The sequence below is a fragment of the Actinomycetota bacterium genome (genome assembly GCA_040755895.1).
Classification (GTDB): Bacteria; Actinomycetota; Aquicultoria; order Subteraquimicrobiales; family Subteraquimicrobiaceae; genus Subteraquimicrobium.
This window is the reverse complement of sequence record JBFMAG010000024.1, coordinates 1-12,703: the sequence shown is the minus strand read 5'-3', so window position 1 is coordinate 12,703 and position 12,703 is coordinate 1. Positions and strand designations below refer to the sequence as shown.

Genomic DNA, 12,703 nt, shown 5'->3' with positions numbered 1-12,703 from the left:
GTGCTACAACCATCCCCTTTGGTGGATATGTGAGATTTGCCGGAATGGATCCCCAGGAGGAATTAAGCGAAGCAGATAGAGCACGAGCTTTCAACACAAAACCAATGTGGCAGAGGATAAGCATAATCCTGGCCGGACCTCTCATGAACTTAATACTTCCCATAATGCTCATTGCCATCGTTTTGATGGTGGGAATCCCCACACCCACAACGGACATAGCCAAAATTTTGCCCAACTCTCCTGCTTTTGAGGTCGGCTTGAAGTCGGGAGATAGGATAATTTCCATTGGGGACAAGAAAACTTCGGAATGGTCCGAGATCATTGAGATCATTCAAGAACATCCACGAAAGAGAGTAAAAGTCGAGGTGATGAGGAGCGGAAAGAGGATGATCTTTTACCCCACCCTAACTACGAAGGATTCTCGAGGTTTTCTGGGTATTGAAACAAAATTGGAGAAAAAGAGAGAGACCCTTCTTTCCGCTGTTCATCGCGGTACCATTGCCACGGGAATGGCTACGGTGAGGATCTGCCAAGCAATTCATGATTTGTTCACCAAGGGCGGGTTCTTACAACAAGCGAGGGGACCCGTGGGTATCATTCATGAGACCACCCTCATTGCCAAGGAAAACTTATTATTCTTTTTGCAAGTTTTAGCCCTCATCAGCATACATCTTGCTGTTATAAACCTCTTTCCCATTCCTCCTTTAGACGGAGGCAGATTAGCAATTCTCGGGATAGAAGTGGTGCGCGGGAGACCAATAGACCCTTATAAGCTCGTGGTCATTCAAAGTATACTTTTTTCCCTGCTCATGATATTAATTATCTACCTCACCATGGTTGATATCCAAAGACTCCTCATTTATCTAGGTGGCTTATAGGAGTGATTGATATGCGACGTAAATCTCAACAAATTCAAGTGGGAAAGGTTAGAATCGGAGGGAATGCTCCCATTGCCGTGCAGTCCATGACCACTACAAAAACCGCGGATATTGCCTCCACCGTTGCTCAAATCAGGGAATTGGAATCCGCTGGATGTGAAATAGTACGGGTTGCCGTCCCCGATGGAGAATCCGCAAAGGCCCTCAAGACCATCAAAGAAAATGTGAGCATACCCTTGGTTGCGGATATTCACTTCGATTGGCGTCTGGCCCTCGCCTCTCTCGATGCAGGAGTCGATAAAATTCGAATCAATCCAGGAAACATCGGAAATTTAGATAGGGTAAAGCGGATCGTAATGAAAGCCAAGGAGAAAAATATCCCCATACGCATAGGTGTGAATGCGGGTTCCCTGCACAAAAAATATGCCAAGGCAAAAGAGGGACTGGCCAAAGCCCTCGTAGATAGTGCATTGGAGCACGTACACTTCTTTGAAAGCTTGAATTTTTACGATATAGTGATTTCGGTTAAATCATCATCCGTGCCCATAACCATTGAAGCCTATAGGATGCTTGCCAAAATGGTGGATTATCCATTACATTTAGGTATAACTGAAGCCGGAACGCTTGTTTCGGGCACGATAAAGTCTTCAGTAGGCTTGGGGGTTCTCCTTCACGAAGGCATCGGTGATACGATAAGGGTATCGCTTACGGCGGACCCCGTAAAGGAGGTTCGGGTGGGATTCGAGATTTTAAGATCCCTGAGTTTAAGAGCAGGACCGGAGCTCATTTCCTGCCCGACCTGTGGCAGATGTGAAATAGATTTGATCTCCCTTGCAGAGGAGGTTGGGGAGAAACTCCTATCTTATTCCACTCCCATAAAGGTTGCCGTAATGGGATGCGTGGTCAATGGTCCAGGAGAGGCAAAAGAGGCTGATATAGGAATTGCAGCGGGAAAGAGAGGAGGTCTACTCTTCGCGAAGGGTAAACCGATAAAGAAGGTGCCGGAAGATAAGCTCGTTGAAGTATTGATGGAAGAGATAGAAAAGCTGTCGATGGTCGATTCTCAATAGTAATTGTCGCTGAGATAGGGGTTGAACTTGTGACAATGAGCAAGGATAAATCGATTGAGGAAGGTATCGTCGAAAAACTGACCAATAAATCGGAGAATTTATCCAGGTGGTACTCTGAGGTCATTCGCATGGCCAAGCTGGCGGATTATGCACCCGTCAAAGGATGTATGGTCATTCGCCCCTATGGCTATGCCATCTGGGAAAATATTAGAGAAAAGCTAGATGAAAAGTTCAAGGAAACTGGACACGCCAATGCTTACTTTCCCTTACTCATCCCGGAAAGTTTTCTGGCCAAGGAGGCAGAACACGTTCAAGGCTTTGCACCTGAGGTCGCCTGGGTAACCCATGGGGGCCAGGAAAAAATCGAGGAAAGACTAGCCATTAGACCCACTTCGGAATCGATAATCTGTCACATGTATTCAAAGTGGATAAGATCCTATCGCGATCTCCCAGTCCTCATCAACCAATGGTGCAACGTACTCCGTTGGGAAATGGTTACAAGACCCTTCTTGAGAACCACAGAATTCTTATGGCAAGAGGGTCACACCGCCCATGCCACGGAAGAGGAGGCGGAGAGGGAAGCCCTTCAGATGCTTCGGATTTATCGCGATTTCATGCAAGATGAACTCGCAATACCCATCATTATAGGCAGGAAATCGGAGAGGGAAAAATTCGCAGGTGCATTACGTACCTATACCTTGGAGGCCCTAATGTGTGACGGAAGGGCGCTTCAGGTGGGAACATCGCACAACCTTGGACAAAACTTTGCCAAGGCTTTCGATATCACATTTCAGGATGAAAAGGGTGAAAGGCGTTACGTCTGGCAAACATCCTGGGGGGTATCTACACGTCTGATAGGGGCGGTGATACTCACCCACGGCGATGACGCTGGACTAATAATTCCCCCAAATATTGCTCCCACTCAGGTGATCATCATCCCCATCTGGCAAACAAAAACCCGCACCTTGGTCTGTGAGAGGACTGAGCATCTGCTTAAGCTACTAAAGAGGAAATTCCGAATTGAAGCGGATATTCGAGAGGAATATACGCCTGGATGGAAGTTTAATGAATACGAGATGCGTGGCGTACCACTTCGCATCGAAATTGGCCCAAAGGATATTGAAAAGGAGCAGGTAATACTAGTCCGGCGCGATACGAGAAAGGAAAAACCGGTTAAGGAAAGCGAACTCGAGATGGAAGTTGAACAGATTTTGTTGAACATCCAGACCAATTTGTTTAAGAAAGCTAAAAAATTCCAAGAAGAAAATACGCATGGGGTCCGGAGCCTACATGAATTTGAAGAGATATTGGAGACCAAAAGAGGATTTTTGATCGCTGGATGGTGTGGCAAAACCGAATGCGAGAATTCCATTAGGGAAAAGACCGTGGCCACGATACGTTGCATCCCCCTTGCTCCCGAAAAAAGGAGCAGTAATTGCATCAACTGTGGGGAAAGAGGCGAATTAGTCTACTTTGCTCAAGCATATTAAACCACTTTAGTTTGGCAAATTTTATATGAACTTCTTCAAGGTTTGTATAATGTTGTGCTGCTATCGCAAACTTTAAATTTTTCGTTAAAATCTTGGTCTTAAAAATCAAGTTTATGGGGTTTTTAGCCTCGCAAGCTAAATTTTTGCCAAAAGTACAGTTAAACCAAATGATGAAGGAGGCGAGATGGCAAAGGCAAGTTCAAAACCTAAAATTGCCGTCATAATTCCCGCCTATAATGAGGAAGAAAGGATCAGTTCAGTTTTAAGCGAGGTTATGAAAGTGCCACTGATAGATGAGATTATCGTGGTAAATGATGGTTCTACCGATGGAACAGCCAATGCGGTTAAGAAGCACCGGGATGTAACACTCATAAATAGTGAGACGAATAGGGGAAAGGGGGCAGCTTTAAAAATGGGAATAGACGCCACAGATGCGGATATCTTGGTGTTCATCGATGCCGATCTCGTGGGACTTACCCCCAAGCACATAGAGGATTTGATAAATCCCCTCCTCATAGACGATGAGCTTATGATGACCGTGGGAAAATTCGCTGGAGGAAGGCTACGTACAGATCTTTCCCAAACTATAATTCCCTTTATTTCCGGTCAGAGGGCTCTTAAGAGACAATTTCTCGATGGCATCCCCGATTTTTCCGAATCGGGATTCGGTGTGGAGATAGCCCTTACAAAACATGCCAAAAACTGCGAGATGAAGGTCAGGGAGGTTATCATCAACGATGCGACCCACGTAATGAAGGAGGAAAAGCTCGGTTTTTCCAAAGGTCTTTTAGCCAGACTTAAAATGTACGGTGATATGATCAAGCATCTTTTGCGTCTTTAAATTTATCGCCACCCGAAAGGGTGAATTTTCGATCATTAAATGGTTTTGTTGCGGAAGAAGGGCGGATATGGTATTATAAATTTTGCGAAATTAACGAGTGGGTTTTGGCCCACTCTTTTCATTGTTAGAAGGTTGCGAGGAATGAAAGAGGGAGAGATGGGGAAAGAAAAAGTCGTTTCAAGGATCGAGGAATTGATCGCTCCCATATTGGAAGGGGAGAAGTTGGAATTATTCGACGTCGAGCTTCAAAGAGGACCTAGGGGTTTAGTGCTTCGTATCTTCATAGATTCGGAAAGAGGGGTGGATCTTAACTCCTGTGTAAGGATGAGTGAATTGATCGGTCGTGCCCTAGACGAGGCTGATTTAATTTCCACTCCCTATAATTTGGAAGTCTCCTCTCCAGGAATTGAGCGTCATCTCACAAAGCCCAGACATTATCGACAATTTATTGGATCGAAGATAAAAGTCAAAACAATAAAACCCCTGGCCAATCGAAGGCAGTTCACGGGAATACTCAAGGAAGTGGGAGATCATCAATTTACAATGGAGTGTGAAGGTGAGCTAATGAGGATACCCTTCGATCTGGTATCCCAAGCTCATCTCGTCTATGATTTTAAATTTTAAACTGGTTTAAGATATGGAAGGAGGTTCTTGTAGGTTCCATGAATTCAAAACTCATCGAAGCTTTGAGGCAAATAGAGAGAGAAAGAAGAATCGACCCCGACACCATACTTGAGGCTTTAAAAGCCGCTCTGGTCTCGGCGTATAAACGCAATTATGGTCGAGTTCCAAATGTTCGGGTTGAAATCGATCGGGAAACGGGGGAGATTAAGGTATTCTCCCAAGAGACGGTAGAAGAGGAGGGGAAAGAGCCCAGAGTCGAAGAGGTTGAGGTGACCCCCCATAACTTCGGTCGGATTGCCGCTCAGACTGCAAAGCAAGTAATCCTGCAGAGAATCAGAGAAGCAGAGCGGGAGATGATGTACGAAGAATATGCCGATAGGGAAGGCGACATCGTTACTGGTATCATCCAGCAGAATGATCAGCGGTATACCCTCCTAAACTTGGGTAGGGTGGAAGCTCTCCTTCCCCCAAGTGAACAAATCTCTATAGAGAGGTATGAACATGGAACACGGCTCAAAGCCTATATCGTTGAGGTTCGGCGAACTACAAAAGAACCACAAATCATCGTATCCCGCACCCACCCAGGACTTTTAAAAAGACTTTTTGAACTCGAAGTGCCTGAGATCTATGATGGATTCGTAGAGATAAAAGCAGTAGCCAGAGAACCCGGACAAAGATCAAAAATAGCCGTAGCCTCTAGGGATCCGAGCATCGATCCCGTGGGGGCTTGTGTGGGGCCAAGGGGTTCTCGCGTCCGAATGGTGGTAAGCGAGCTTAGGGGAGAGAAGATCGATATAGTTCAGTGGAGCGAGGATCCCGCAGTCTTTGTAGCCAACGCTCTCAGCCCAGCAAGGGTAAAAGAGGTTATAATCAATGAAAAAGAGCATCAAAGTGAGGTCATCGTCCCCGATAATCAGCTATCTCTGGCCATTGGAAAGGAAGGACAAAATGCCCGTTTAGCTGCAAAATTGACCGGATGGCGCATTGATATCAAGAGTGAATCTCAGGCTAGGGAGGAGAAAGCTAAAGCTGAGGCTGAGGTCGAAAAAGCGGCTGAGGAGGAAAGGTGCCAGGCTCTCACCTCTTCCGGAAAGAGGTGCAAGAATAAAGCAAAACCTGGTAGTAATTATTGTGGCATTCACCAGAAATTGGAAAAAGTTAAATGAAAAGGTTAACTTGAAAGGTCAAATTGTACTTGATATGGTAAGAAAGAAAATACCACTTAGGACATGTATCGGTTGTGGGAAGGTAAAACCGAAGAAGGAGTTGATAAGGATAGTACGTTCTCCCTCGGGAGAAATTAGCATAGATCCTTCGGGTAAGGCAAGTGGGAGAGGAGCTTATATTTGTTATAGTAAAGAATGCCTCAGTCAAAGTCTTAAGGGGAAAAAGCTCACCAACGCTTTGAATACAACCGTTGGTGAAGACGTAATTAAAGAGCTTGGGACGGAAATTTTGCACTTGATAGAGGAAGGAATTCAGATTTAAGGAATGGAATCATCAATATTCTTGGAGGAATTTTTTCATGGGTAAGGTAAGAGTTCACGAGTTGGCAAAAGAAATGGGCATACCCAGCAGCGAATTACTCAAGAAACTGAATGGACTCGGGATTAAAGCCAAGAACCATTTCGCAACCTTAAATGAGAAAGAAGTTCAAATTGTTTTGGGCGAAACACCCCGGTCCAAACCAAAGGTCGCTGAAAAAAAACGCCTTGTGAAGAAAGAAACGCAAAGGAAAAAACCTCGCACAGTTGAGACAATTGAGAAAGTGGTGTCCTCTTTGCCCGAATTAAAAGTAACCGAGGGCATAACGGTTAAGGAATTTGCAGAACTTGTGGGCAAAACCTCCTCGGAGATCATAAAGAGACTGATGCAACTGGGTGAAATGGTGACCATTAATCAGCCCCTGGACCCTGAAGCCATACATGTCCTTGCAGAACAATTTGGTCATGAAGCTAAAATCATTTCTCCTGAGGAAGCATGGAAAGAGGAGGCTCCGATCTCCCCAGGAGATTTAGAACATCGACCGCCCGTGGTCACCGTGATGGGTCATGTGGACCACGGAAAAACATGTCTCCTTGATGCAATTCGAAAAACTGACGTCATCTCCAAAGAGGTGGGAGGAATCACCCAGCACATTGGAGCTTACCAGGTAACCCTCCATGATGATAAGAAAATAACCTTCATCGACACTCCGGGGCACGAAGCCTTTACCGCAATGCGGGCGAGAGGGGCTCAGGTAACCGATATTGCCATCCTTGTCGTCGCAGCGGATGATGGAGTCATGCCCCAAACGGTGGAAGCAATCGACCACGCAAAGGCGGCAAACGTCCCCATAGTGGTGGCCATAAACAAGATCGATAAAACCGAGGCTAACCCTGAGAAGGTCAAGAAACAATTGACCGAATATGGTCTCGTCCCCGAAGAATGGGGGGGAGATACCGTCTTCGTTGAGGTATCAGCCAAGGAGAAAACAAACATTGAAGAACTCCTGGAAATGATCCTCTTAGTAGCAGAACTCCAAGAACTCAAAGCGACTCGAAAGGGTTATACTAAGGGAGTGGTGATCGAAGCCAAGTTGGATAGGGGCCGGGGTCCCGTTGCCACCATCTTGATCCAAAATGGTACCTTAAGGGTTGGGGAAGCGGTAGTGGCCGGGCTGGCCTATGGAAAAATTCGAGCGCTTCTTGATGACAAGGGAAATAATCTCCTTGAAGCGGGTCCCTCTCAACCCATAGAGGTGCTAGGATTCTCAACAGTTCCTCAACCTGGGGATGAGATTAAGGTTCTAACCGACGAGAGAGAGGCGAGACGAATAGCGGAAGAAAGAGCTCTCAAGCGTAGACTGATCGAGAAAGAGCTCAGGAAAAAACATGTAACCCTTGATGAACTCTTCGAGAGAATAAAAGAGGGAGAGGTCAAAAAGCTAAACTTAATCATCAAAGGTGATGCCCAAGGTTCGGTCGAGGCCCTCAAGGAATCCTTGGAAAAACTAGAGCAGGACAAGATCAAGCTTGAAATAATCCACGGGGGTGTGGGAGGAGTCAAGGAGACCGATGTTATGCTCGCTGCGGCTTCAGATGCCATTATAATAGGTTTTAACGTCCGCCCAGATCCAAAAGCCAAGGAAATGGCAGCTCGGGAAAATGTTGATATAAGGACATATCGGGTGATCTATCAAATCATCGACGATATCAAGGCAGCGATGCTGGGCATGCTCAAGCCGAAGTTTGTGGAGGTGGAGCAGGGACGGGCTGAAGTTAGAGCCACCTTCAAAATCTCAAAGGTGGGTGTAGTCGCGGGAGTCTACGTATTAGATGGGGAGATCATTTGTGGCGCTCAAGCCAGGATGATAAGGGATGGTATTGTGATCTACGAAGGGAAGATCGCCTCCCTTCGCCGCTTTAAAGAGGACGTTCCAAAGGTTAAGGCTGGTTTTGAATGCGGCATTAGACTGGAAAATTTCCAAGACATAAAGGTCGGGGATATCATTGAAACATTTACCATGGTTAAAAAAACTTAGCTCGTGTGGTTTAGCTAACCTTTGAGAAGACTGAACCTAAAGACCATAAATGAAGACCATTTGGGAGGATAGATGATTATCGGTGTTGCCCAGCTCGAATTATTTCTCCCGGAATGTAGATCGCTTAAAGAAAAAAGGCAGATCATTAAGAGTATCATCGATCGCATTAGGGGTAAATATAGTGTTTCCATGGCGGAAATCGACAATCATGGACTTTGGCAGAGAGCAACGTTGGGGATCGCTTGCGTTTCCCTTTCGGATTATCAAGCTCAAAGGGTCCTTTCGGATATTGAACGATGTGTAGAAAATCTTAATAAGGCCACCGTCCTCAGCCACAAGGTCACTCTCCTGTCCCCCTAAAGGTATCTTAAAACAAAAATTCAGGGAACTCCCATGATGCGCACATCTCGGCTTGCAGAGATTTTTAAAGAGGAAATTAGCGATATTATCCAGAGGGAATTGAAGGATCCTCGCATCGGTTTTGTCACCATTACCGCCGTCGAAGTATCGCCGGATTTAAGATACGCTACCGTTTTCCTTAGCGTCTTAGGAAAGAAATTGGAGCAGGAAAACACCCTTGAGGGATTGGAAAGTGCCAAGGGATTCATTAAAACGGAATTGGGGAAAAGGATCAGGATAAAGTTTCTCCCGGATCTCACCTTTAAGATCGATGAATCCATAAAGGAAGGAATGCGTATCTCGGAGCTTCTGAAGCGCATTCAAAAAGGGGATTAAGGCAATACATGATAAATGATGACTTGCGTTCCGTGGCCAAATTAATTCTTAAGGAAAAGCAATTTGTGATAGCCACGCATACCCAGCCAGATGGAGATGCGATAGGATCACTCCTGGGACTGGGGTTACTCTTAAAGCGAATGAATAAAAAATCCTTTGCGAGCTGGGGCGAATCCATCGTAATTCCGCCTCAGTATGCCTTCCTCCCAGGGCTTGAACTCATTCAAGATCCTAAGGAATGCCCCAAAAAACCCTCCAATTTCATTGCCATCGATTGTGCCAGTTTAAAACGTTTGGGAATATTAAAGAAATCCGCACAAAATGCCTCCATTCTCGTGAATATCGATCACCATGGTGATAATGATAAATTCGGTCACATAAATGTAGTCGATGAAAATATCTCAGCCTGTGCGGAGCTCATCTTTTATCTCAGTAAGAACTTGAATCAAAAACTCAATAGGGATATTGCCCTCTGCCTTTACACGGGGATGGTCACTGATACTGGGAGATTCCAATATTCAAATACCTCCATACAGACCTTTCAGGCGGCAAAGGAGCTTCTGGAATACGGTATATCGCCAAATTATGTTTTCCAAAACGTCTATGAAAATATCCCCTTCTCCTACACCAAGCTTTTGGGGTTATCCCTTTCAAAAGCGAAATTCCTACCCAATTTGGGTTTCATTTACACCTTAATCCTGCAGAAGGATTTGGCCTCAACCGAGGCAAGGATGGAGGAAGCTGAAAATCTTATCGATTTCCTCAGAGCGGTCAAAGGAACAAGAGTTGCAGCAGTTTTAAAGGAGATGTCCAATGGAAGCATTAGAGTCAGCCTTCGATCCAGAGGAGGTATCAACGTAGCCAAAATAGCTGAAATATTCGGTGGGGGAGGGCATCCAGATGCCGCAGGCTACATATCCTCCCATGACCCTGACAAGACGCTTGAGGTTTTACTCAAGATCATAAGCGAAGAAGTCCTACGGATGCGTAGGATGTGCAAGCGAGAGTGACGACAAGATGGATGGTTTGTTAATAGTGAATAAACTCCCCGGAATTACCTCCCACGATGTCGTTGAAAGGGTAAGAAGGATTCTGAAAACCAGAAGGGTTGGACATACAGGAACTCTGGATCCCATGGCTACTGGGGTTCTTGTACTTTGCATCGGACGAGCTACTAAGCTTACTCAATTCCTTCAATCGGATACCAAAGAATACGTAGTGGAGATGCAGCTGGGCATTAGAACTGATACGCAAGACAGCACGGGGAAAATTTTATCCGTAGTGCCCTGTTCCATCACACCGGGAAAAATGGAAAAAATATTCGAGGAATTCAGAGGCAATGTATGGCAGGTACCACCCATGACCTCAGCGGTAAAAGTGGGAGGTAGACCCCTTTATAAACTAGCCAGTAGAGGCAGGGAGGTTAAGCGCCCTCGCCGCAAGGTTAAAATCTTCGAATTGGAACTATTAAAAATCGATGGCGATGGTCATCCCAGAGTCAAATTTCGCGTGAAATGTTCGAAGGGCACCTACATTCGGACTCTCTGCGCGGATATTGGAGAAGTTTTAGGCTATGGAGCGCATATGAGTAGGCTCACCAGAATTAGCTGCGGAAATTTCCATTTAGATTCGGCCTTAACCCTGGAAAAAGTCCAAAAACTAGCCGAGGAAAATTACCTGCATAAAGCGATAATTCCGATGAACAAAGCTTTAGAACGATATCCTTTCGTCCTGGTAAAGGGAGATTTTAAAGAAAAAATATTAAATGGAGTGCCTTTAAGAGCTGGAATGGTCGAAAGCCGATCTCAATTCATTGAAAGAAATCAATTCATTCGATTGATCGATGTGCAACAGGGCCTTCTTGCTATAGCTAAAGCTACTACCACCTTTTCTGACGAGGTACAAATTGATCCCGCTCGAGTAATAGCAAAGCCAGTCCGTGTTTTCTGCTAAGCTCATTTTAGCTCTGGAGCTCAGTTATATTATTCAAAACCGAGCTTCTCAGCCTTGGAGCTTCCGGGCTTGAAAATGGATGAGAATGAAGATGAAAATCATTAGAGGATTGGAAAATCTTAAATCTTTAGGAGAAAAGAGTGTGGTCACCATCGGAATGTTCGATGGTATCCATAGGGGACACCAAAGGATAATCGGAGCTACCATTGAGGAAGCTCGCAAAAGAAGAGCCCGAAGCGTGGTGCTTACTTTCGAACCTCATCCCATGGAAGTCTTAAAACTCGGAAGTCATCCGCCTATTCTTACAAGTACCGAATTAAAAGCGGAATTGATAGAGGCTCTGGGAGCGGATATATTTTTGGTCGTCAATTTCACAAAGGGATTTGCAAACCTCTCCCCTAAAGAATTCATAGATCATATAATCCTTAACTTGTTGAACGCTTGTTGCCTGGTGGTGGGGGAAACCTTCAAATTCGGCAAGGATGCCGAGGGAGATGTAACCTTCCTCAAAGAGTATGGATCAAAAAGAGGTTTCGATATAATATCTATTCCTTTACTTGAGGTAAATGGAAAATTCATCAGCAGCACATACGTCCGCGAGCTTCTGAAAGAGGGAGAATTACAAAAGGTAAAAGAAATTCTCGGTCGATACCCTCGAATAATTGGTGAGGTAATAAAGGGATGTGGTCGAGGAAAATCTCTTGGCTTTTGCACAGCCAATTTGAGAACAGCAGACAAGGCGTCTATCCCAAAGAGGGGGGTTTACGCCGGTTTCATAGAGTTCAATGGGGAAAGGAAGATGTGCACCATAAATATCGGGACAAGTCCCACCTTTGGAGGAAGAAGGTTCAAGATAGAGACCTTTATCATAGATTTCAAAGGAGATCTCTATGGAAAGAGAGTTAAACTCGAAATTTGTGCAAGAATTCGGGGTGAAAAAACATTCCGAAATGAAAAGGAACTCGCCAATCAAATAAGAGAAGACATCGAGGTAACCAAATCTCTTCTGTTTACTGGATTTTCCGAGTATGTTAAGATAAACAGGAGGAAGCGCTAGTGCGCTTTCGTTTAAATTAGATAACAGTTTGATGATTAGGAGAGGGGGTGAATTTAGGAGTTGGTTTTACCGAAGGAGGAAAAAGCGGCAATAATCGGGGAATACCGACTTCATGAGAGCGATACAGGCTCCCCCGAGGTACAAATCGCCATTCTGACCAAGAGAATAAATTATCTTACCGAGCACCTCAAGCGATATAAAAAGGACCATCACTCCCGTCGAGGACTTTTGAAAATGGTGGGTCAGAGGAGGAGATTACTCAATTACCTCAAGGACATCGATATCGAAAGATATCGAACGCTCCTTGAGAAGCTTGGGTTGCGCGGTTAGATTATATTCATGGGGGGTTTATCTTTGAATGCAGGTTAAACGCAAGGAAATTGAATTTGAAGGGAAAATTATCACCCTAGAAGCGGGAAGGTTAGCTCGCCAGGCAAATGGGGCAGTTATTGTCCAGTGTGAGGACACCATGGTCATAGTTACCGCTGTTACCAGCGATGAGCCTTTGGAGGATGTTGATTTCTTCCCTCTC

15 protein-coding genes are annotated in these 12,703 nt (G+C 45.2%); all 15 read left to right on the top strand.

Features of this window, described 5'->3' with window-relative positions; all coding sequences use genetic code 11:
- The coding region (gene rseP / locus AB1466_00950; protein MEW6188670.1) for an RIP metalloprotease RseP at nt 1-878 on the top strand (878 nt) is incomplete at its 5' end.
- A gap of 11 nt (nt 879-889) precedes the next feature.
- The gene (gene ispG / locus AB1466_00945) at nt 890-1,948 is read left to right on the top strand and encodes a flavodoxin-dependent (E)-4-hydroxy-3-methylbut-2-enyl-diphosphate synthase (GenBank protein MEW6188669.1); all 1,059 of its coding nucleotides are present in this window, start codon (nt 890-892) and stop codon (nt 1,946-1,948) included.
- A 35-nt stretch (nt 1,949-1,983) separates the two neighbouring features.
- Nucleotides 1,984-3,438, top strand: coding sequence for a proline--tRNA ligase (proS, locus tag AB1466_00940; GenBank protein MEW6188668.1), 1,455 nt, complete (start codon nt 1,984-1,986; stop codon nt 3,436-3,438).
- Between the two features lie 184 nt (nt 3,439-3,622).
- Nucleotides 3,623-4,279 (top strand): glycosyltransferase family 2 protein, encoded by a 657-nt coding sequence (locus AB1466_00935; protein ID MEW6188667.1) that lies wholly within the window; start codon nt 3,623-3,625, stop codon nt 4,277-4,279.
- A gap of 141 nt (nt 4,280-4,420) precedes the next feature.
- The gene (gene rimP, locus AB1466_00930; GenBank protein ID MEW6188666.1) at nt 4,421-4,903 is read left to right on the top strand and encodes a ribosome maturation factor RimP; all 483 of its coding nucleotides are present in this window, start codon (nt 4,421-4,423) and stop codon (nt 4,901-4,903) included.
- Between the two features lie 38 nt (nt 4,904-4,941).
- Nucleotides 4,942-6,069: a transcription termination factor NusA gene (nusA, locus tag AB1466_00925; protein MEW6188665.1), complete on the top strand. Its 1,128-nt coding sequence runs from the start codon at nt 4,942-4,944 to the stop codon at nt 6,067-6,069.
- Nucleotides 6,070-6,103: 34 nt separating this feature from the next.
- Nucleotides 6,104-6,391: a YlxR family protein gene (locus AB1466_00920; protein MEW6188664.1), complete on the top strand. Its 288-nt coding sequence runs from the start codon at nt 6,104-6,106 to the stop codon at nt 6,389-6,391.
- Between the two features lie 37 nt (nt 6,392-6,428).
- On the top strand, nt 6,429-8,426 hold the full coding sequence (gene infB, locus AB1466_00915) for a translation initiation factor IF-2 (GenBank protein ID MEW6188663.1): 1,998 nt from the start codon (nt 6,429-6,431) through the stop codon (nt 8,424-8,426).
- A gap of 72 nt (nt 8,427-8,498) precedes the next feature.
- Nucleotides 8,499-8,786, top strand: a complete 288-nt coding sequence (locus AB1466_00910) for a DUF503 domain-containing protein (GenBank protein MEW6188662.1) — start codon at nt 8,499-8,501, stop codon at nt 8,784-8,786.
- 33 nt (nt 8,787-8,819) lie between these two features.
- Nucleotides 8,820-9,161, top strand: a complete 342-nt coding sequence (gene rbfA, locus AB1466_00905) for a 30S ribosome-binding factor RbfA (protein MEW6188661.1) — start codon at nt 8,820-8,822, stop codon at nt 9,159-9,161.
- A gap of 8 nt (nt 9,162-9,169) precedes the next feature.
- Complete coding sequence (locus AB1466_00900) at nt 9,170-10,171, top strand: bifunctional oligoribonuclease/PAP phosphatase NrnA (protein MEW6188660.1); 1,002 nt, start codon at nt 9,170-9,172, stop codon at nt 10,169-10,171.
- 7 nt (nt 10,172-10,178) lie between these two features.
- Nucleotides 10,179-11,114, top strand: coding sequence for a tRNA pseudouridine(55) synthase TruB (gene truB, locus AB1466_00895; GenBank protein MEW6188659.1), 936 nt, complete (start codon nt 10,179-10,181; stop codon nt 11,112-11,114).
- Nucleotides 11,115-11,205: 91 nt separating this feature from the next.
- On the top strand, nt 11,206-12,171 hold the full coding sequence (locus AB1466_00890) for a bifunctional riboflavin kinase/FAD synthetase (protein MEW6188658.1): 966 nt from the start codon (nt 11,206-11,208) through the stop codon (nt 12,169-12,171).
- A 60-nt stretch (nt 12,172-12,231) separates the two neighbouring features.
- On the top strand, nt 12,232-12,501 hold the full coding sequence (rpsO, locus tag AB1466_00885; GenBank protein MEW6188657.1) for a 30S ribosomal protein S15: 270 nt from the start codon (nt 12,232-12,234) through the stop codon (nt 12,499-12,501).
- A gap of 28 nt (nt 12,502-12,529) precedes the next feature.
- A partial coding sequence (locus AB1466_00880; GenBank protein MEW6188656.1) for a hypothetical protein occupies nt 12,530-12,703 on the top strand: 174 nt, incomplete at its 3' end.